Origin of the sequence: Streptomyces roseochromogenus subsp. oscitans DS 12.976 (genome assembly GCF_000497445.1) — a bacterium.
GTDB lineage: Bacteria > Actinomycetota > Actinomycetes > Streptomycetales > Streptomycetaceae > Streptomyces > Streptomyces oscitans.
The window spans coordinates 809,979-830,648 of the sequence record NZ_CM002285.1; the positions used below are offsets into that span (position 1 = coordinate 809,979).

Consider the following 20,670-nt stretch of genomic DNA (forward strand, 5'->3'; position numbering starts at 1 on the left):
GACCGGCTCACGGCCGGCGCCCGGCATGCCACCGACCGCCCCGACGACGTGGCGCTGCTGCTGGCCGCCCGCCGTTCGACTCCCGTGCGCCACCGGTGACCGGATCGCGTCGCTCCGATCGGCGGCCGTCACCTCGGTCGATGGTCTCGCCCGAGCGGGCCGGGCAGTGTAGACATGGGCACATGGTGCGACTGCCTGGCCGGCCCGCGACCCGGCCGCCCCGTCCGTTCGGGGACCCGCGCGCATCGCAGGCCCCGCGAACGGAGGGTTCGAGCCAGAACGGCAGCAGACCCGGAGTCCTGCGGTCGGCGGTGACGGGACGCAGCGTTGCCGGGCAGGTGTTCATCCTCCAAGTGGTGATCGTGCTGCTGCTGATCGTCTCGGCGGTGGTGGCGCAGGTGCTGCAGGTGCGGCACGACAGCGATCTGGAGGCCCAGAACCGTTCCCTCGCCGTCGCCGAGTCCTTCGCTAACGCACCCGGCACGGCCGCCGCGCTGCGTACGCCGAACCCCACCGCCGTGCTGCAGCCCCGTGCGGAGGAGGTCCGCAAGGCGACCGGGGTGGACTTCGTCGTCGTGATGAACACCGACGGCATCCGCTACACGCACCCCAAACCCGACCGCATCGGTAAGAAGTTCGTCGGCACGATCGGCCCGGCGCTGGCCGGCGGCACGGTCACCGAGCATGTCAACGGCACGATCGGCCCGCTGGTGCAGGTCGTGGTGCCGGTGAAGGACTCCGCCGGCATGGTGGTGGGCCTGGTGTCCGCCGGGATCACCACCGCGCACGTGGGCGGGGCCGCCGACCAGACGCTGCCGCTGCTGCTCGCGGCGGCCGCGGCGGCACTCGCGCTGGCCACCGGGGGCACGGCGCTGGTCAGCAGACGGCTGCTGCGCCAGACGCACGGTCTGGGACCGTACGAGATGACCCGGATGTACGAGCACCACGACGCGGTGCTGCACGCGGTCCGGGAGGGTGTGCTGATCGTCGGTGACGACGGCCGGCTGCTGCTCGCCAACGACGAGGCGCACCGGCTGCTGGACCTGCCGGAGGACGCCGAGCAGCAGAGCGTGCTGGAGCTGGGCCTGGACGACGAGACGGCGGCGCTGCTGGCCTCGGGCCGGGTGGCCACGGACGAGGTGCACCTGGTCAAGGACCGGCTGCTGGCCATCAACCAGCGCCCCACCGATCTGCGCGGCGGCCCGGCGGGCAGCGTCACCACGCTGCGCGACTCCACCGAGCTGCGCGCCCTGTCGGGCCGCGCGGAGGTGGCGCGGGAGCGGCTGAACATGCTGTACGACGCCGGGGTGGGCATCGGCACCAGCCTGGACGTGACCCGTACCGCCGAGGAGCTGGCGGGGCTGGCGGTGCCCCGGTTCGCGGACTTCGCGACCGTGGACCTGTTCGACGCGGTCCTGCAGGGCGAGGAGCCGAGGCCGGGCACGGCACTGCGCCGCGCCGCCTGCGCCGGCGTCCGCCAGGACTCCCCGCTGTATCCGGTGGGCGAGCGGATCCGGTTCGTGCCCACCTCGCCGCAGGCACGCAGCCTGACCACCGGGCAGTCGGTCCTGGTGCCGCGGCTGCGCGACGCGCCCGGCTGGCGGGCGCAGGACCTGGAGCGTACCGACCAGGTGCTGGAGTACGGCATCCATTCGCTGATCACCGTGCCGCTGCGGGCGGGCAGTCTGGTGCTGGGGGTGGCGAACTTCTGGCGTGCGGAGAAGCCGCAGCCGTTCGACGCCGAGGAGCTGGCCCTCGCCGATGAGCTGGTCGCTCGGGCCGCGGTGTCCATCGACAACGCCCGCCGGTACACGCGCGAACACAGCATGGCGGTGACCCTGCAGCGCAGTCTGCTGCCGCGCACGCTGCCCGAGCAGGGCGCGCTGGAGATCGCCTACCGCTATCTGCCGGCGCAGTCCGGGGTGGGCGGAGACTGGTTCGACGTACTGCCGCTCTCCGGTGCCCGGGTGGCGATGGTCGTGGGGGACGTGGTGGGGCACGGACTGCACGCGGCGGCCACCATGGGCCGGCTGCGCACGGCGGTGCACAACTTCTCCTCGCTGGACCTGCCGCCGGATGAACTCCTCGGACTGCTGGACGAGTTGGTCGGCCGGATCGACCAGGACGAGACCGCCGCGGACGGCTCCGCGGCGATCACCGGCGCGACCTGTCTGTACGCGGTCTATGACCCGGTCTCGCGGCGCTGCACGGTGGCCCGGGCCGGCCATCCGCCGCCCGCGCTGGTGCACCCGGACGGCCGGGTGGAGTTCCCGGAGGTGCCCGCGGGGCCGCCGCTGGGCCTCGGCGGGCTGCCGTTCGAGACGGCCGAGCTGGAGCTGGCGCAGGACAGCCGGCTGGTGCTGTACACCGACGGGCTGGTGGAGGACCGCGAGCGGGACATCGACACGGGTCTCGAGGTGCTGAGCGACGCCCTGAACGGCACGCCGGGCGCCTCGCCGGAGGAGACCTGCCGCGCGGTGCTGGCCCGGCTGCCGGCCCGGCCGATCGACGACGTCGCGCTGATCGTCGCCCGCACCCGGGTGCTGGGCACGGACCGGGTCACCGAGTGGCAGGTGCCGTCCGATCCGGCGGCGGTGTCGCAGGTGCGGTCCGCGGTGACCGGGCAGCTCGCCGACTGGGGTCTGGAGGAGCTGGTCTTCACGACGGAGCTGATCCTGAGCGAGCTGGTCACCAACGCGATCCGCTACGGGCGCGCCCCGATCGTCGTACGGCTGCTGCGCGACCGCACGCTGATCTGCGAGGTCTCCGACGGCAGCACGACCTCGCCGCATCTGCGGTACGCGGCGAGCACCGACGAGGGCGGCCGGGGCCTGTTCCTGGTCGCGCAGCTCGCCGAGCGCTGGGGCACCCGGTACATCCCCAACGGCAAGATCATCTGGGCGGAGCAGCCGCTGCCGTAGCCCTGCGGGAATGGTGTTCGGGAATTGTGTTGAGGACCGGTCGTCCGGCGGGTGATGATCTCCGCCATGTTCTCGCGCAGGATTCGCCGCCCGAAGTCCCCCGCCCTCCGCAAGGCCTGGGAGTCCCTGGACTCCGGTGATGTGCCCGGTGCGCTGCGGCAGTTGCGGGCGGCCGGCGAGGAGCAGCCGCTCGGCGAGGTGGCCCTGGTGGTGGGGCGGGCCGCCGGGTCGGCGGGCTTCGACGACCTCGCGAAGGCCGCCGCCGCGCTCGCCGCCGAGCCCGAACGCCCCAAGGCCTTCTACGACTTCGGGTACTGGTGCATCGAACACGACGTGGCCTGTCTGGCGGTCCCCGCGCTCCGCGAGGCGCTGCGTCGCAGCGACGGTTCGCCGGTGGCGCTGCGGGAGCTGGTGTCGGCGTACGAGCACGAGGGACGCCATCGCGAGGCGGTGACCGAACTCACCCGGTACGAGGGGACGTTCGCCGACTGGCCGGACCGCTATCTGCTGGTGTTCAACGCCGCCCTGGCGGGCGACCTGGAGCTGGCCCGGCGTCAGCACGCGCTGCTCGCCGACCCGGAGGACGCGCAGTGGCAGCCGGCGCGGGACCGGCAGAACCGGGTCCTGGAGCGCGCGGCCGTGGCCGAGCGGGTGTCCTCGCTCGATCTGACCGATCTGCGCGGCTGGCAGTACGTGATCGCCGGCACGGTCCTCGGCACCCTGTCGCCGTACGGCTTCGACGCGGGCATGCACGGCCGCTACGCCTGGCTGCAGGACACCCCCGACGGCTGTCTGCGCGGTCTGCTGCGGCTGCGCGCCCTGCTGGCGGCGGCCGGGGTACGGCCCCGGTCGGTGTCGCTGCTGCCCGACCGGGACTCGCGGATCCTCGGCCTCGCCGCGGCCGAGGTGCTGGGGCTGCCGGCCGAGCCGTTCGTGCCCGGCCGGCCGGACACGGTGGTCGTGGCGTACGACCTGGACGGTGTGGCGGCACATGACGGCGGCCCGGAGATCATCGGGCAGCTCTTCGAGCGGGTGCCCGGGCAGGTGCTGCACGCGCACGCGAGCTGCTGGACGGACCCGCCTGCGATCACCGCGGACAGCGTCGCGCTGCTGCACCAGTCGCTGGTGCCGCCGTGGGGCGAGCGGCTGACGCAGGGCGCGGACGGCGGCGTGGAGCGGGGCCCGGCGGACGACCGTCCGGAGGCGGAGATCGCCGCCGAGGTGACGGCGGCCGACCCGGAGGCCGATCCGGGGGACGGCGCGGGCCCGGCCGACGACGACGCGGAGTTCGCCGCGTTCGCCGGGGCCGTCAGCGGCACCTGGCTGCGTGGCGACCGGGCACGGGTGCGGTCTGCCGGGCCCGTCCCGAGCTCCCGGTTCGCCTAGGGCCTGTCCGGCGGATCAGGTCGCGGGAAAGTGACGGCGCCTCATCAGTGCAGGTGAGCGAGGATCAGCCGAGGGCGCGGTCGAGGTTGAACGCGGCGCTGATCAGGGCCAGATGCGTGAACGCCTGCGGGAAGTTGCCCTGTTGCTCGCCGGTACGGCCGATTTCCTCCGCGTACAGGCCGAGGTGGTTGGCGTAGGTGAGCATCTTCTCGAAGGCCAGCCGGGCCTCGTCGAGCCGGCCGGCCCGCACCAGGGCCTCGACGTACCAGAAGGAGCAGATGGAGAAGGTGCCCTCGTCGCCGCGGAGCCCGTCGGGGCTGGTCTGCGGGTCGTAGCGGTAGACGAGGGAGTCGGAGACCAGGTCATCGGTGAGGGCGTCCAGGGTGGACAGCCACTTGGGGTCGGTGGGGGCGACGAACTTGCCGAGCGGCATCATCAGCAGCGAGGCGTCGAGGACGTCGCCGCCCTCGTACTGCACGAAGGCGCCGCGCCGCTCCGACCAGCCGCGGTCCATGATCCGCCGGTAGATGGTGTCGCGGGCCTGCCGCCAGCGGGGCAGGTCGGCGGGGAGTCCGCGCCGGTTGGCGAGGCGGATGGCGCGCTCGATGGCGACCCAGCACATCAGCCGCGAGTAGGTGAAGTTCCGGCGGCCGCCGCGGGTCTCCCACACGCCCTCGTCGGGCTGGTCCCAGTGCGCGCACACCCAGTCGACCAGTCGGCACACATCGTCCCACTGGCCGCTGGAGATCGGCTGGGCCCACTTGTCGTAGAGATAGATCGAGTCGATCAGGGCGCCGTATATGTCCAGCTGGAGTTGGTCGGCGGCGGCGTTGCCGACCCGGACCGGGGCGGAGCCCAGATGGCCCTCCAGGTGCGGCAGCACCCGCTCCGGCAGCTCGGTGCGGCCGTCGATGCCGTACATGATCTGCAGCGGCGGGGAGCCATCGACGTTGTCGCAAGGGCTGACATGCCTGGTCAGGAAGCGCATGAACGCCTCGGCCTCGCCGGTGAAGCCGAGCCGCAGCAGCGCGTAGACGGCGAAGGCGGCGTCGCGGACCCACACATACCGGTAGTCCCAGTTGCGCTCGCCACCGAGCTGCTCGGGCAGGCTGGTGGTGGGGGCGGCGACGATGGCGCCGGTGGGCGCGTAGGTGAGCAGCTTGAGGGTGAGCGCGGAGCGGTGCACCATCTCGCGCCAGCGGCCTCGGTAGCGGGACTGGTGCAGCCAGCGCCGCCAGTAGGCGACCGTGGCGTTGAACTCGTGCTCGGCCTCGGCACGGGCGCAGCCGCGCGGGGGGATCCGCTCGCCGACCTGGTCGAGGGCGAACACGGCGGACTCGCCCTCGGTGAGTTTGAAGTCGGTGCGCGCGTCCCGGGCGTCGCACTCCAGCATGACCGTCGAGGTCAGCGCCAGGGACAGGTCGGCGGACTCGAACAGCACGGTGCCGTCGTCGGTGCGCAGGGTGTGCGGGACGGCACCGTAGTCGAAGCGCGGCGCGATCGACGCCCGGAACGGGACCGTGCCACGGACACAGATCACCCGCCGGATCAGCCGGTGCCGGCCGGCCTCGCCGGTGCCGGCCGCGTCGTCCGAGGTCACCGGCATGAAGTCCTGCACCTCACCGACGCCGTCCTCAGTGAAGAACCGGGTGATCAGGACGTTGGTGTCGGGGAAGTAGAACTGCTTGGTGCGTGCCGGTACGGCGGCGGCCAGCTCGAAGGAGCCGCCGCGCTCGGCGTCGAGGATGGCCGCGAAGACGCTGGGCGCGTCGAAGGACGGGCAGCAGTACCAGTCGATCGTGCCGTTGGTTCCGACCAGCGCGACACTGCGCAGATCGCCGATGAGGCCGTGCTCGGCGATCGGCAGATAGCGCGGGCCGGGGCGGATGTCCTCGGCGAACGGGGTCTCGGCCATCGGCGGCCTCCCGGGGAGCGGAGCGAGATGTCTTCCAGCTTAGGAGCGTGTGCTCTCCGGTGGCGTGGGAAGGCGCCGCGGGGAATGGTGAGAGTGTGCCCCGTTCGGCGGCACCGGCACGGATGCGGTCATCCGGACCGAGGAGGAGGCATCATGTCGACCATCACACCTGACGAATCCCGGTCGTCCGACGACCACTGCACCCCGGACGCCCTGCTCCACTCCGCCCCTTCCCGGGACATCACCCTGGAGGACCTGGTGATGGCGGCGGGCAGGGACGTCACCCCGAAGAACCTCGACTGGGCACGCCGCAAGATGGAGAAGGAGGGCCCGACAGCCATCGAGAGGCTGCTGCCGTAGGGCGGTCCGGGGAAAGCGAAGGCTCCTGTTTCAACGGGGGCGGAACGACGGCCCAAGGGGTGTGGGGCGGTGTGTGACAGGCGGCTCCGCCGCGGGGCGCGAGCAACCACGCACGCCCCGCACCCCGCCGTACGTATGAGTCCCTACGGCGAGCGGGCGTCGTCCACACACACCACCCGAACAAAACGCACCGCGTTGTTGGCAAACCCACCCCGGTTCCAGCGCTGCTCCAGAGGCTGGGTAGAGCCGCCGGCGTCGCTCGCACGCGCGCCGACCTCATACTCGCCGGGGGACGAGGCCCAGTCGTAGTGCCAGCCCCGCCAAGCCCACCGCTGCCCGTCCAGCAGAGGGTCGAGAACGGCCCGCTCCCAGCTGACGCCGCGATCCGTGCTGACCTCCACCGAGGTAACCGGCGCCTGTCCCGACCACGCGCGGCCGAAAAGCTTCACCGGCCCCGGCCGCACCACCCGCGTGCGGGACATGAAGTCGGGAAACCCCGGAGGGACCAGCAGGGCGCGCGGCGCGACGCGGGTGACCGGCTCGCCCTCCTCGCCGGCGGTGTGCCGGATGCGATAGGCGACCGTCTGCTGGAAGCCCGTGAACGGTACGTCGCTCACCGTGACCGAGCGCAGCCATTTCACATGGGCCATGCCGTACCAGCCGGGCACGATCAGCCGCAGGGGCCGGCCGTGCTGCGGGGGCAGTGGCGCGCCGTTCATGGCGGTGGCGACCAGTACCTGTGGGTCGTCGCCCAGGGCCACGGCCAGTGGCAGGGCGCGCTGGTAGTCCTGTTCGATCCCGCGTTCCACCCCGTGGTCGGCACCGGTGAAGACGACGTCCACGGCCGCCGGGTCCGCGCCCGCCTCGGCGAGCAGCAGCCGCAGCGGTACGCCGCTCCAGTCGGCGGTGCCGACCGCCTCCACCAGCCAGGGCTGGCTGACCGGCCGGGGCGTGAGCAGGGCCCGGCCGTTGCCCGCGCACTCCAGGGTCACCCGGATGGTGATCTGCGGGAACGACAGCAGGTCGGCGAGGGACAGGTCGAGCGGGACGCGGACCCGCCCGTCGACGGACAGCCGCCAGGCGCCGGCGTTCGGCACATACGGGATGTCGTAGTGCGTGAGGACGTAGTGCAGTCCGGGCGGGGTGACGTCGTGCCGCAGCGCCTCCAGGGGCAGACCGTGGTTGCGGGTGGCGAGCGCGAGTTCGTCGGCGCCGATCCCCTCGTCGGGAGCGGCCAGCCGGGCGGGGGCGCTCGGGTCGCCGGATCGCTGGCCCATGGCGTCATTGTCCTCCCGGGCCACCGGCTCGGCGAGAAGAGACGAGGAGAGGCGAGGAGAGGCGAGGAGAGGCGAGGAGAGGCGAGCGGGCGGTGGCGGCAACTCCCGTGCGGGCCGGGGGATTTCGAGGGCGGCGATCTCTTCCGGAGCGGACCGGAGGACTGACACACTGCCGAGGGTGCTCGACTTCGACTTCGACATGCTCGTCATCGGATCCGGTCCCGGCGGTCAGAAGGCCGCCATCGCCGCGGCCAAGCTCGGCCGCCGGGTCGCGGTCGTCGACCGCCCCGACATGCTGGGCGGGGTCTCCCTGCACACCGGAACCATTCCCTCCAAGACGCTGCGCGAGGCGGTGCTGTACCTGACCGGTCTCACCCAGCGCGATCTGTACGGGCAGAGCTACCGGCTGAAGGACGACATCACCGTCGCCGATCTGACCGCGCGCACCCAGCACGTCGTCGGCCGCGAGGTGGACGTCGTGCGCAGCCAGCTCACCCGCAATCAGGTGACCGTCTACTCCGGCACGGCCCGCTTCGCCGATCCGCACACCATCGCCCTGTCCGAGCTCTCGGGCCGGGAACGGCTGCTGAGCGCCGGGCACATCGTCATCGCCACCGGCACCAGGCCGGCCCGCCCGGACACGGTCGAGTTCGACGGGCGGACGATCATGGACTCCGACAACGTGCTCTCGCTGGAGCGGGTGCCGCGCTCCATGGTGATCGTCGGTGCGGGGGTCATCGGCATGGAGTACGCCTCCATGTTCGCCGCGCTCGGCAGCAAGGTGACCGTGGTGGAGAAGCGTCCCGGGATGCTGGACCTGTGCGATGTGGAGATCGTGGAGTCGCTCAAGTACCACCTGCGGGACCTGGCCGTCACCTTCCGGTTCGGCGAGACCGTGGCCGCCGTGGAACGCCATCCACGGGGCACGCTCACCGTGCTGGAGAGCGGCAAGAAGATCCCCGCGGACACGGTGATGTACTCGGCGGGCAGGCAGGGCCTCACCGACGACCTCGGCCTGGACAAGGCCGGGCTGGCGGCGGACGCGCGCGGCCGGATCGAGGTGGACGAGAACTACCGCACCGAGGTGCCGCACATCTACGCCGTCGGCGACGTCATCGGCTTCCCGGCGCTCGCGGCGACCTCGATGGAGCAGGGCCGCGCGGCCGCGTACCACGCGTGCGGGGAGCCCGTCGGGCGGATGCACCATCTCCAGCCGATCGGGATCTACACCATCCCGGAGATCAGCTTCGTCGGCCGGACCGAGGACCAGCTGACCGAGGACCGGGTGCCGTTCGAGGTGGGCGTGGCCCGGTACCGGGAGCTGGCCCGCGGGCAGATCATCGGGGACTCGCACGGCATGCTGAAGCTGCTGGTGTCTCCGACGGACCGCACGTTGCTCGGGGTGCACTGTTTCGGCTCGGGCGCCACGGAGTTGATTCACATCGGGCAGTCGGTGATGGGGTGCGGGGGGACGGTGGACTATCTGGTGGACGCGGTGTTCAACTATCCGACGCTGGCGGAGTCGTACAAGGTCGCTGCGCTGGATGCGACGAATCGGCTCCGCCAGGTGGACCGCCTGGATTAGCGCTGTTGGGGCAGCCCCGCGCCCCTTGAGTCAGTCCGCCGACTGTTCCGCCAGACTCGCCGTCCACTTCTCCTCGATGCGGCCCGCCTTCCATACCAGTAGGGCGATGGCCCAGGTGGCGAAGAACAGGCCGACGATGACGAAGCCGACGGTGTTGAGGTCGAGGCCGGAGATCCAGTCCCAGAAGGCGCCGTGGAGATCCAGCTTGTCGGCGAGGAGGCCGAGGAGTTCGACGGTGCCGATGATGAGGGCGACGGCCACGGACAGGCCGGTGATGGTGAGGTTGTAGTAGACCTTGCGGACCGGCTTGGAGAACGCCCACTCGTAGGCGAAGTTCATGAACGAGCCGTCGATGGTGTCAAGGAGCGACATGCCTGCGGCGAACAGGACCGGCAGGGTCAGAATGGCGTACCAGGGCAGGCCGGAGGCGGCACCGGAGCCGGCGAGGACCAGCAGGGCGATCTCGGTTGCCGTGTCGAAGCCCAGGCCGAACAGCAGGCCGAGCGGGTACATCTGCCAGGGCTTGCTGATGGAGCCGGTGACCCGGCCGAGGAGGCGGTTCATGAAGCCGCGGTTGTTCAGCTGGGTCTCCAGGGCGGCCTCGTCGTAGGCGCCGGAGCGCATCTGCCGGAAGACCTTCCAGATGCCGGCCAGGATGACGAGGTTGATGCCGGCGATGAGGTAGAGGAAGGTGCCGGAGACCGTCGTACCGATCAGACCCGTCACCTCGTGGAGGTGCGAGTTGTCGTCGCGGACGGGTCCGGCCAGGCTCTTCATGCCGAGCGAGAGCAGCAGGGCCAGGCCGAAGACGATGCTGGAGTGGCCGAGGGAGAACCAGAAGCCGACCGACAGCGGGCGCTGCCCCTGGCCCATGAGCTTGCGGGTGGTGTTGTCGATCGCCGCGATGTGGTCGGCGTCGAAGGCGTGCCGCATGCCGAGGGTGTACGCGGTCACGCCGATGCCGATGCCGAAGGACTCCTTGCCGACGCTGAAGTGCTGTGGCGCGATGATGCCGATCAGGGTGCCCCAGCCGATGATGTGCAGGGCGAGCACGAAGCCGGCCATCCCGCCGACCCTGATCCACTCCTGCCGTGTCATGGAGCCTCGGACACGGTGCCAGGCCGAGCGGTTGGGTGTCATCGAGAAGGTCGTCCTTCGGTGGTGCGGTTACGGCTGCACAGCGCAGCCTTATGGAATCCTTCCGTACTTGCAAATCGTGTGCAGCAAGGGGCGGGTAAAGGCAGCGGCAGACCTTTCCCAAGAGAAGAGGGAAGAGGCCTGCCGCGGTTGTCTGGTCCGACAGGTGGCGTCAGCTGGCGTCAGGCGGAGAACATGCCCCGGCCGAGCCAGTCCTTGTCGTCCCGGACGCCGGGCAGGGCGAAGAAGTAGCCGCCGCCCGTGGGCGAGATGTAGTCCACCAGCGGCTCGTCGATCAGCCGGGTCTGTACGGCCTCGAACTGGCGCTTGACGTCCTGCTGGTAGCAGCAGAAGACCAGGCCCATGTCGAGGTTGCCGACGTTGTCCACGCCGCGGTCGTAGTTGTAGCCGCGGCGCAGGATGCGGGAGCTGTCGGTCTTCGCGGTGCGCGGGTTGGCGAGGCGGATGTGGGCGTCCACCGGGATCGCGGTGCCGTGCGGGTCCTTGGCGTAGTTCGGGATGTCGGTCTCCTTGGCACCGTCGAGCGGGGCGCCGGTGTCCTTGCGGCGGCCGAACATCTTCTCCTGCTCGGTGAGCGAGACCCGGTCCCAGAACTCGACCAGCATCCGGATGATCCGGATCACCTGGTAGCTGCCGCCCGCCGTCCAGGCCGGTTCGCCCTGGCCGTCACCGACCCAGATCAGCTTGTTCGTCTCACGGGCGGAGGTGACGTCGGGGTTGGCGATGCCGTCTTTGAAGCCGAGCAGGTTGCGCTGAGCGCCGGTGGGGCGCGGGGCGTTCTGGAAGCCGTCGATGCGCCACTTGATCTGCATGGCGCCGCGGGTGTGCCGGGCGATGTCACGCAGCGCGTGCAGCACGGTGTCAGTGCTCTGGGCGCAGATCTGCAGGGACAGATCGCCATGGCACTCGGCCGCGTTCAGGTTGTCGTTCGGGAACGTCCGCATCGGGGTGAGCCGGGCGGGCCTGGCCTTGGCGAGGCCGTAGCGGTCGTCGAAGAGGGAGGCTCCGACGCCGACGGTGACGGTGAGGCCGTCCGAGGGGACCTCGGGGCCGAGGATGCCGTTGTCGGCGGGCGGCGCGCCGACGCCCAGGTCGGTGGGGGTGCCGCCGGAGGTGAGGAAGCGGGCCCGTTCGGTGATGGTCTTCAGCAGCTCGGTCAGGCCCGCGCGGTCGTCGGCTATGACGTTCAGTGAGACGAAGGTGGCGGCGGCCGGGGCCGGGGTGATGATGCCGGCCTGGTGGGCGCCGTGGAAGGAGACCTTCGCGGCGCTGTCGGCGCTCGCGGGTTGCGCCTCGGCCGTGCCGCCGCTCTCCGCGAGCGCGTAGCCGCCGCCGGCCAGGACCGCTCCGGCGGCACCGGCGCCGAGCGCGGTACGCACGAAGGAGCGGCGGGCGGGGCCGACGGGGCAGGTCGGCGTGTCGGCGGTCGGCATCGGTGGGTTCCCTTCGGAGTGCGGGTGCGCGGCGGTCGTCGGACGGCATGCCGGATCGCCCGGCGAGCGGTCTGCGGGCCGGCTCATCAGGCGGACTTCCGGATCTCGAGCAGGTCCGGGATCGGGGCGAGGTCCTCCAGCAGCTGCCCGGTGGCGCCGTTCAGCCGCTGCCGGTCGGCCGGGGCCAGCTGGTCGACGCCGGTCCAGCGGTCGCCGTCGTGGGCCGCGTCCAGGAGCTTCTGCACGCGCGCGATGTCCGCGTCGACCGTCGGGAGCACCCGGGGCGCGCGGGTGGTGAGCAGCGGCTTGAGGACGGTGAGCAGCTCGCGGGTGCCGGCGAGGTTGGCCTCGGCGGTGGCGAGGTTGGTACCGCTTCCCTCGTCGGTGTCGCCGGTCAGCTCGAACTGGAGGGTGTTCTCCAGGATCTCGTGCGCGCGCAGCGGGAGATCACCCGGGTCGAAGTCCTGGCCCGGGAACGCCTTCTGGAGCCCGGTGGCATCCGTGACGAGCTGCTGGGCGGGGCCGGTCAGGTCCTTGGCCGACTGGCCGTGCCACAGGCCGTACTCGATGCGGTGGAAGCCGGCGAAGTCCTTGTCCTGGACGCCGTCCGGCAGTCCGTCGGCCCGGCCGTTGATCTTCTTGTCGAAGTCCTCGAAGGTGCCGTAGGCGGCGCCGAGCGAGGAGTAGGTGCGATGGGCGGTGAGCCAGTCGGTGCGTGCCTGGTCCAGGTGGTTGCCCTGGATGTCGTCGGCGAGGGCGCGGGTCTGGCCGACCAGGGCGGTCAGGCCCTGGTTGACGTACGCCTTGTACGCCTTCAGCGGTGCGGCGAGGTCCTGCTCGGAGACGGGGACGACCGGCTTGGCGGCTCCGCCGCCGGTGACGGTGACCGACTTGGAGGTGACGGCCTTGCCGTCGGTGGGGACGCAGCGCCAGGCGTAGGTGCCGCCGGCGACGGTGGCGACGAGGTCACGGGTGGTGCCGGGGGCCAGGCCCTCGATCTCGCCGTAGACCGCGCTGGTCGACGGGTCGATGAGGTAGACCTCGGAGGTCTTGCCGCCGGTGTTCTGCATCTGGAAGGTCTGGCGGCCCGGCTTGGGCGCGGTGAAGCCCTTGCCGCACTCGGTCTCGGAGACGGCGACGGTCTGGTCGCCGGCGGGCTTGGGCCGGGCGAGGGCGACGACGAGTCCGGCGATCACGGCGGGTACGGCGACCACGGCGGCGGGCACCACCCAGACCGGCCGGCGCCGCTCGGGCCGCTCGGCCTTCGGCTCGGCCGCGGGGCGTTCCTTCGCCGGCTTCGGGGCGGTGGTCCGCACGCCGCGCACGAACAGGGTCATCACGACGACCAGATAGGCGACGTAGGCCACCACCTGGAGCCAGGTCATGGTCGGGGTGAGGTTGAGGACGCCCTGGATCAGGGTGCTGTACCAGGAGCCGGCGTCGACGCTGCTCGCCAGGTCGACCGCGTAGGCGGTCTTGCCGGGCAGCACGCCGCCCTCCTGGAGATCGCGCAGGCCGTAGCCGAGGACGCCGGCCGCGATGACGATCAGGACGGCGCCGGTGGCGGTGAAGAATTTCGTCAGGTTGATCTTCAGGACGCGCCGGTACAGGCCCCAGCACAGGCCGGCCGCGAGGACGAGGCCGATGCCGGCACCGGTCAGCGGTCCGGCCGACTCACCGGCCGCCCGCGCGGTGGTCCACAGGAACAGGGCCGTCTCCAGGCCCTCCCGGCCGACCGCGAGGAACGAGGTCAGGATCAGCACGCCGGAGCCCATGGCGAGGGCGCCGGTCACCTTCTCCCTCAGCTCGCCGGAGAGGCTGCGGGCCGAGCGGCGCATCCAGAACACCATGGCGGTGACGAACGCGACAGCGATCACGCTAAGGGTGCCGCCGAAGGCCTCCTGGGCGGTCTGCGGCATGGACGCGGCGGTGAAGGTGAGCACCGCGCCGAAGCTCATGGCCACCGCGATCGCGGCCAGGACGCCGGTCCACACCTGGGGCAACCGCGACCGCGCCTCGGCCCGCACCAGGGTGGCGACCAGGATGGAGACGATGAGTCCCGCTTCGAGCCCCTCCCTGAGTCCGATCAGGAAACTCGGAAACGCGTCGTCCCACATGCCCTGCTGCCCTCCCTATTACTTAGCGAAGGCATACCTTACCTTCGCGGACCATCATGACTACGCCCATGTACTCAGCCGGTCACAAAGAGGCAATGAACGGGTAAAGCCGGGGAACAATCGCCAGTCTCCGTTCGTCTACAGTCCGGTAGACCGTCTACAAATATGTAGTCGGATCTTGTCGAGGAAGTCGATGAAAGGGCGTACGGCGATGGCCGCTTCCCCCCACCTGGCGTCGCAGCTCGCGGTCAATGTGCTCGACGCCCACTCCCTGCTCGCCGCTTTCGGCGTGCTCGGCGTCGGTGTGGTGCTCTTCGCGGAGACGGGCCTGCTGATCGGGTTCTTCCTGCCCGGGGACTCCCTGCTGTTCACCGCCGGCCTGCTGTGCACGGGGTCCGCCGCCAGTGGGGTGCACCTCTCGCTCGGTCCGCTGCTCGTCGCGGCCGCCGTCGGCGCCCTGGCCGGCTCGCAGTGCGGATTCCTGATCGGCCGCAAGGCCGGCGGGGCGCTGCTCGCCCGCACCCGCTCCGCGAAGCTGCGCGAGGGCGCCGAGCGCGCCGAGGAACTGCTGGAGCGGTACGGCTACGCGAAGGCGATCGTGCTGGCCCGCTTCGTCCCGGTGGTGCGCACGGTGCTGAACCCGATGGCGGGCGCGCTCGGCGTGCCGGCCCGGACCTTCACTCTCTGGCAGGTGGCGGGCGGGCTCGTGTGGAGCCTTGGTCTCACCCTCGCCGGTTATGCGCTGGGCTCCTCGATCCCGAACGTCGACAAGTATCTGCTGCCGGTGATCGCGCTGATCGTGCTTGTCTCGCTGATCCCCGTCGTCGCCGAGGTGCTGCGCTCCCGCCGGGCCGCGAAGGAAGCCCGCTGATGTTCCCGGCGCTCTCCGGCACGTCGGTGGACGGGCCGCTGTACCGGCACGTGGTGGACCTCGCCCGCCACTCCCCCGCCTGGCTGGACGGCCTGGTGGCGGTGTGGTCGGCGTACGGGCTGGCGGTGTTCGCGCTCCTCATGCTCGTCGGCTGGTGGCGGGCCCGCCGGGCGGGGGCGGACGCGGCTCTGACGGCCCTGGCGGTGCCGGCGGCCGTGCTGGCGGCCTTCGCCGCGGACTCCGTGCTGAAGCTGCTCGTGCGCGAGGACCGGCCCTGCCGGGGCCTGGCCTTCCGCACGCTGGAGGCGTGCCCGGCGCGCGGGGACTGGTCGTTCCCCAGCAATCACGCCGCGATCGCGTTCGCGGCGGCGGTGGCGCTGTACTTCGTCTCCCGCCGGCTGGGCGTGGTGGCGGCCGTGTGCGCGGGCCTCATGGGGGCGTCCCGGGTGTGGGTCGGGGTGCACTATCCGCACGACGTCGCCGCGGGGGCGGCCCTCGGCGCGGCGGTGGCGTTCGTCGTGATGACCGCCGTGAGCCGGCTGCCGAAGGACCTGCCGAAGCGGCTCTCGGGCACCCGGCTGCGCGCCCTGCTGGTGTCATGAACCGCGGCAAGGCCGCGGAGCCGGCCGGCACGCTGGCCCTCGGCGCCTGGATGGCGTTCGCGGTGCTGACCGCCGTGGTGGTGAGCGACCAGGGCGGCCCGCTCTATCTGGACCAGGGCCTGCTGTCCTGGTCCGTCGGGCACCGCCCGCCGGAGGCGGTGGCGGTGGCCCGCGGGCTCACCGCCACGGGCACCGGTGTCGTGCCGTACGTCCTGGTGGTCGTGGCCGGGCTGATCGCGGGGCGCACCGCGCGCCAGAGGCTGGTGACCGTGCCGCTCGCCGTGCTCTGCCTCGGCGCGGGCCAGGCGGTGCGGTACGGCGTGATGGAACTGGTCGCCCGCGCCCGGCCGCCGGGGTACGACTGGCGGACGCAGGCCTCCGGCTGGTCGTTCCCCTCCGGTCACGCCACCACGGCCGCGCTGACGGCCGGCCTGCTGATCGCCGCCCTGTGCCTGCGCGCCCCGCGCGGGCGGACCGCGCTGTGTCTGCTCGTCGCCTGCTGGGGGGCGGGGGTCGGTCTGACCCGTGTCTTCCTGGGCGTGCACTGGTTCTCCGACGTGGCCGGCGGCTGGCTGTTCGCCGCCGGCTGGCTCGGTGTCTGCGTCGGCGCGGTGGCCCGGTGGCTGCCCGAGCGCCTGGGCCTGTCCGGCGGCTCGGGTCGCAGGACATCGACAGAGCCTCATCAGCGCAGGTGAGCGGGGGCGGCGATGGGGCTGCCCCCGCGCGAGCGGAGCCGAGTGTGGGGGGAGCGTCGGCGACCGGCGTCAACTGCCGCTGGGGGTGCCCCCAGCCCTTGAGGCAGGGGAGGGCGTGCCGGCCCCCGCGTCTGCGACAGGATCCGCCGGACAGGCCCCAGCCAGGCCGACAGGGCCCAGGTCCCCCGTGCCCCGGAGCCGGGCACACCCCATCCGAGCGAGACGGCCGACGGGCCGGTGGAGAGAGATGCGCCCCAGGATTCTCATCGTCGAGGACGATCACGCCCTGCGTGACGTGCTGCGCCGTGGTCTGCACGACGAGGACTTCGACACGGTCTGTGCCGGCGACGGCGCCACGGCCCTGCGGCTGGCGACGCCGGACGTGTCGGCCGTCGTGCTGGACGTCGGCCTGCCCGACGCCGACGGCCGCGATGTGTGCCAGGCGATGCGCGCGGGCGGCTTCCTCGCCCCGGTCGTCTTCCTGACCGCGCGGCACGGGCTCACGGACCGGCTGTCGGGCTTCTCGGCCGGTGGGGACGACTATCTGCCCAAGCCGTTCCACCTCGCCGAGCTGGCGGCCCGGCTGCGGGCCGCGCTGCGCCGGGCCGTGCCCCCGGCCCGGATCGCCGGGGCGGGCGGACTGGTGCTGGACGCCGTCCGGCACAGCGCCACCGTGGAGGGCAGGCGCGTGGATCTGACGCCGACGGAGTTCCGGCTGCTGGCGGCGCTCAGCGCGGCCGGCGGGGAGCTGGTGCGCCGCCGCGAGCTGCTCCGTGCGGGCTGGCCGGAGGGGGCGCAGGTCAGCGACAACACGCTGGACCAGTATCTGACCCGGCTGCGCCGCAAGCTGCGCGCGGCGGGCAGCGACCGGACCATCGCCACCGCACGCGGGATCGGGCACCGCCTGACATGAGGCTCCCCCGCAGCGGGTGGTTCCTGGCCCGTACGCCGTCGCCCCTCGCCCGCCTCACATCCCGGCTGGCGCCGCGGACCCTGCGCGGCCGGCTCTCCCTGGCCGCCCTGGTCACCGCGGCGCTGCTGATGGTGATCCTCACCGTTGTCTTCAACACCGTGGTCGGCCACCGTCTCCAGCAGGAGGCGGACGACGAGCTGCGCACCCGCGCGGCGGCCGTCGCCACGACCGTCGACACCCGTCACGGCAGCGTGCGGGTGCTGGAGACCTCCGGCGACCGGCTGCTGGACACCAACGCGTGGATCTACACCGACGGCAGGCTGCTGGAGCGGCCTCCGGCCGGCGCCGGAGCGCTCACCCGCGCCGCCGATGCCCTGACCGCCCGCGGCCGGCGCGGCTGTGCCACGGTGCACGGCCCCGACACCGTACGGCTGTGCGCGGCGCCGGTGCCCGGTGCGGCGGCGCGGGCCACCGTGGTCACGGCGCTGGACCTCGCGCCGTACCGGAGTTCCGCCCGAACGCTGCTGCTGGGCTCGTGCGCGCTGGACGCGGTGATGCTCGTGTGTACCTATGCGCTGACCCGGCTGGTGGTGGGGCGGGCGCTGCGCCCGGTGCGCACGATGACGGACCAGGCGACCCAGTGGAGTGCCGTGGGGTCCGAGGAGCGCTTCGCGGGCGGCGGCCGGCCGGCCGAACTGGCCGCGCTCGGCGCCTCGTTGGACTCCCTGCTGGACCGGATCCGGGCGGTGCTGCGGCATGAGCGGCAGCTGACCGGCGAGCTGTCGCACGAACTGCGCACCCCACTCAGCCGGATCGTCGCCGAGCTGGACTGGTGGCGCTCCCGCCCGCGTTCCGACGCCGAGACCCGGGCCTGTCACGAGGTCCTGGCCGAGGCCGCGCAGTCGATGCGCACCATCTGCGACACCCTGCTGGACGAGGCCCGCGCGGGTGCGCCGACCGCCCCCGGCACCGCCGATGTGCCGACGGTGCTGCACCGCATGGCCGCGCACGCGGACGCTTCCGGCGCGGTGCGGGTCGTCGTACCGGAGGGGCCGGGGCCGCTGACGGCCGGGGTGCAGCCGGCGCTCCTGGAACGGATCGTCAGTCCGTTGCTGGCCAATGCGGTGCGGTATGCCCGTACGACGGTCACGCTGAGCGCGAGCCGCGAGAACGGCGGCATGCGGATCGAGGTCACGGACGACGGCCCGGGCGTGCCCGCGGCTTTCGCCGAGCTGCTCTTCCAGCCCGGCGAACGGGCCGATCCCGGTGACGGGCACGGCGGAGCGGGCCTCGGGCTGCCGCTCGCCCGGCGCCTGGCCCGCTCCGCCGGCGGCGAGGTCGTCCACGACCCCGCGCACGGGCCCGGGGCGCGGTTCGTGGTGACCCTGCCGGTGGGCTGATCCCGCTCAGGCGCGATGGGCCGGTGCGCCGGTCTGCCGCACGGCCTGCTGTTCGGTGACGTCCTTGCGGGTCACGATCAGGTAGACGACCAGGGCGAGGATGACGGTGAGGAACAGCGCGCTGGTCACCACCGTGCCGAGGCCGAGGCCGCCGTCGCCGGTGGGCTGGGAGAGGTAGTCGCCGACGGAGGCGCCGAGCGGCCGGGTGAGGACGTACGCGATCCAGAAGCTCGTCACGGCGCTCAGGCCGAGCGTGAACCGGGCGAGGGCGACCGCGGCGATGGCGGCGGCGAACAGCAGGGCGGACAGCCAGTAGCCGAGGTCCATCTTCTCGGCGAGCAGGTCGCCGGCGGAGGTGCCGAGCGCGAAGGTGCACAGGACGGCCAGCCAGTAGAAGGCCTCGCGGCGGGTGGTGTCGATGTGGTGGATCGACAGGGTGCGCTCTGTGCGGTACCAGAGCGCGAAGACGGTCACCAAGGCGATCGCGAAGACGGTCGTGGTGGTCTCCAGGGCCACGCCCATGTTGTCGGTGAGGTTGTCGCTGACCAGCGTGCCGACGACGCTGATCAGCGCGACGGCGAGCCAGTACACGCCGGCGCGGTAGGCCCTGGTGCGGAACTGCACCACGAGCACGACCGCGAGCAGCGCGCTCATCAGCAGCGAGACTCCAGTCAGCCCGAGGCCGGCCTTCTCGTTCAGCAGGTCGGCGGCGGTCTCGCCGACCGTGGTGCACAGCACCTTGATCACCCAGAAGTAGACGGTGACTTCCGGCACCTTGTTCCAGCGCACACGGGCGGGCGCGCCGGTGCCGGTGTCGGCCACCGTGGTCGCAGAGGTCTCTGATGTCATGGTGCCGACGGTGACAAGGGGAACCTGAACGCATCCTGAGCACCGGGCCGGCCGGGGTCAGGGCGCGGCGTGCGGTCCGTCCGGGCGCTCGCCGCGCCGGAGGATCATCTCCTGGCTCAGTTCCTCGGTCTCCGTCTCGGACAGTCGCTCGAAGCCGTCCTCGGTGAGGACGCAGACGACCGGGAAGGTACGGCGGTTCAGGTCGGGGCCGCCGGTCGCCGAGTCGTCGTCCGCCGCGTCGTACAGCGCCTGGAGCGCGGCGAGGGCGGCCTCGCGGCGGGTGAGGTCCAGCCGGTAGAGCTTCTTCAGGGCGCCCCGGGCGTACGGGGAGCCGGAGCCCTCGGCGTGGAAGTCGTGTTTCTCGTAGAGGCCGCCGGCCGCGTCGAAGGCGAAGATGCGGCCGCCCTTGCCCTCGGGTGCGGTGAGGTCGTATCCGGCGAGCAGCGGGACGACGGCGAGGCCCTGCATGGCCTGGGCGAGGTTCTGCCGGATCATGGACGCGAGCCGGGTCGCCTTGCCGGGCAGGCTCATCGGGGTGCCCTCGATCTTCTCGAAGTGCGTCAGCTCCACCTGGAAGAGCCGCACCATGTCGACGGCGAGGCCTACGGTGCCGGCGAAGGCGACGGCCGTGTGGTCGTCGGTGGGGTGGACCTTCTCGAGGTCGCGCTGGGCGATGAGGTTGCCCATGGTGGCCCGGCGGTCGCCTGCGATCAGCACGCCGTCGCCGTAGGTGAGGGCGAGGACGGTGGTGCCGTGCGGGAACCGGTCGGGGGCCGCCCGTACGCCGTCGGGCAGTGCGGGTGCGGTGGGCAGCATCCCGGGCCGGTGCGCGGCCAGGAACTCGGTGAAGGACGACGTTCCCGGCGTGAAGAACGCCTCGCTCGGCAGCCCCGCGGTGTCGTTCTCCGGCATGGCTCTCCCCCTCCTTCGACAGCACAAGTCACCCGACTCCTACCTGCGGTGGGCGCGCGGGAAACTCCCCGCCCCTCACAGAGCCTTGCGCCGCACCAGCACCCCGAGCACCAGCAGGCCCGGGAGCAGCGGCAGCCACACGGTCAGCAGCCGGTAGCCGAGCACGGCGGAGGCGGCGGCCGCGCCGGGGGCGCCGGCGACGGTGAGGCCGAGGGCGAGCGCCGCGTCCAGGGAGCCGAGGCCGCCCGGGGTGGGCAGCAGGGCGGCGGCGCCGCT

General features: G+C 72.3%; 17 protein-coding genes. 9 read left to right on the top strand and 8 right to left on the bottom strand.

The genetic code is table 11. From position 1 onward, the window contains the following. The first annotated feature begins 182 nt into the window (after window positions 1–182). Window positions 183–2,921, top strand: a complete 2,739-nt coding sequence (locus M878_RS53800; RefSeq protein ID WP_078630181.1) for a SpoIIE family protein phosphatase — start codon at window positions 183–185, stop codon at window positions 2,919–2,921. 66 nt (window positions 2,922–2,987) lie between these two features. Next, window positions 2,988–4,307 carry a hypothetical protein gene (locus M878_RS53805; protein WP_031223988.1) on the top strand — a complete coding sequence of 440 codons (1,320 nt, stop codon included), beginning with the start codon at window positions 2,988–2,990 and terminating at the stop codon, window positions 4,305–4,307. A 64-nt stretch (window positions 4,308–4,371) separates the two neighbouring features. On the opposite strand, the gene M878_RS53810 is transcribed toward M878_RS53805, so the two are convergent. Further along, window positions 4,372–6,222 (bottom strand): glycoside hydrolase family 15 protein, encoded by a 1,851-nt coding sequence (locus tag M878_RS53810; RefSeq protein WP_023544773.1) that lies wholly within the window; start codon window positions 6,220–6,222, stop codon window positions 4,372–4,374. A 153-nt stretch (window positions 6,223–6,375) separates the two neighbouring features. Between M878_RS53810 and M878_RS53815 the strand changes: the two genes are divergently transcribed. After that, window positions 6,376–6,582 carry a hypothetical protein gene (locus tag M878_RS53815; protein WP_023544774.1) on the top strand — a complete coding sequence of 69 codons (207 nt, stop codon included), beginning with the start codon at window positions 6,376–6,378 and terminating at the stop codon, window positions 6,580–6,582. A gap of 143 nt (window positions 6,583–6,725) precedes the next feature. Here the strand turns inward: M878_RS53815 and M878_RS53820 are convergent, their stop codons facing one another. After that, window positions 6,726–7,859 carry a molybdopterin-dependent oxidoreductase gene (locus M878_RS53820; protein ID WP_023544775.1) on the bottom strand — a complete coding sequence of 378 codons (1,134 nt, stop codon included), beginning with the start codon at window positions 7,857–7,859 and terminating at the stop codon, window positions 6,726–6,728. A 199-nt stretch (window positions 7,860–8,058) separates the two neighbouring features. On the opposite strand from M878_RS53820, the gene sthA reads away from it, so the two are divergent. Further along, entirely contained in the window at window positions 8,059–9,444 is a 1,386-nt protein-coding gene (gene sthA, locus M878_RS53825) for a Si-specific NAD(P)(+) transhydrogenase (protein WP_031223990.1), read from the top strand. Between the two features lie 30 nt (window positions 9,445–9,474). On the opposite strand, the gene nicT is transcribed toward sthA, so the two are convergent. The 3 genes from nicT to efeU all read right to left on the bottom strand — a co-directional run bounded on the left by nicT (window position 9,475) and on the right by efeU (window position 14,152). Beyond that, complete coding sequence (gene nicT, locus M878_RS53830) at window positions 9,475–10,542, bottom strand: Nickel transporter NicT (protein ID WP_031223992.1); 1,068 nt, start codon at window positions 10,540–10,542, stop codon at window positions 9,475–9,477. Between the two features lie 221 nt (window positions 10,543–10,763). Next, on the bottom strand, window positions 10,764–12,035 hold the full coding sequence (gene efeB / locus M878_RS53835) for an iron uptake transporter deferrochelatase/peroxidase subunit (protein ID WP_023544778.1): 1,272 nt from the start codon (window positions 12,033–12,035) through the stop codon (window positions 10,764–10,766). 86 nt (window positions 12,036–12,121) lie between these two features. Further along, window positions 12,122–14,152: an iron uptake transporter permease EfeU gene (gene efeU / locus M878_RS53840; RefSeq protein WP_023544779.1), complete on the bottom strand. Its 2,031-nt coding sequence runs from the start codon at window positions 14,150–14,152 to the stop codon at window positions 12,122–12,124. Between the two features lie 211 nt (window positions 14,153–14,363). On the opposite strand from efeU, the gene M878_RS53845 reads away from it, so the two are divergent. The 5 genes from M878_RS53845 to M878_RS53865 all read left to right on the top strand — a co-directional run bounded on the left by M878_RS53845 (window position 14,364) and on the right by M878_RS53865 (window position 18,633). Continuing rightward, window positions 14,364–15,023 carry a DedA family protein gene (locus M878_RS53845; RefSeq protein WP_023544780.1) on the top strand — a complete coding sequence of 220 codons (660 nt, stop codon included), beginning with the start codon at window positions 14,364–14,366 and terminating at the stop codon, window positions 15,021–15,023. After that, window positions 15,023–15,625: a phosphatase PAP2 family protein gene (locus tag M878_RS53850; protein ID WP_023544781.1), complete on the top strand. Its 603-nt coding sequence runs from the start codon at window positions 15,023–15,025 to the stop codon at window positions 15,623–15,625. The genes M878_RS53845 and M878_RS53850 overlap by 1 nt, the downstream gene beginning before the upstream one ends. Further along, window positions 15,622–16,320, top strand: coding sequence for a phosphatase PAP2 family protein (locus M878_RS53855; protein WP_023544782.1), 699 nt, complete (start codon window positions 15,622–15,624; stop codon window positions 16,318–16,320). The genes M878_RS53850 and M878_RS53855 overlap by 4 nt, the downstream gene beginning before the upstream one ends. A gap of 247 nt (window positions 16,321–16,567) precedes the next feature. After that, window positions 16,568–17,233, top strand: coding sequence for a response regulator transcription factor (locus M878_RS53860; RefSeq protein WP_023544783.1), 666 nt, complete (start codon window positions 16,568–16,570; stop codon window positions 17,231–17,233). Next, a complete protein-coding gene (locus tag M878_RS53865) occupies window positions 17,230–18,633 on the top strand; it encodes a sensor histidine kinase (RefSeq protein WP_023544784.1) in 1,404 nt (467 codons plus the stop codon). Before M878_RS53860 ends, M878_RS53865 begins: the two co-directional genes overlap by 4 nt. Window positions 18,634–18,639: 6 nt before the next feature. Here M878_RS53865 and M878_RS53870 read toward each other — a convergent pair whose 3' ends face one another. The 3 genes from M878_RS53870 to M878_RS46925 all read right to left on the bottom strand — a co-directional run. Then, window positions 18,640–19,482 (bottom strand): COG4705 family protein, encoded by an 843-nt coding sequence (locus M878_RS53870; protein ID WP_031223996.1) that lies wholly within the window; start codon window positions 19,480–19,482, stop codon window positions 18,640–18,642. Window positions 19,483–19,539: 57 nt separating this feature from the next. Continuing rightward, a complete protein-coding gene (gene prcB, locus M878_RS53875) occupies window positions 19,540–20,394 on the bottom strand; it encodes a proteasome subunit beta (protein ID WP_023544786.1) in 855 nt (284 codons plus the stop codon). A gap of 75 nt (window positions 20,395–20,469) precedes the next feature. After that, window positions 20,470–20,670, bottom strand: a 201-nt coding sequence (locus tag M878_RS46925) for a lysylphosphatidylglycerol synthase domain-containing protein (protein ID WP_031223998.1), incomplete at its 5' end; no start/stop codon positions are given.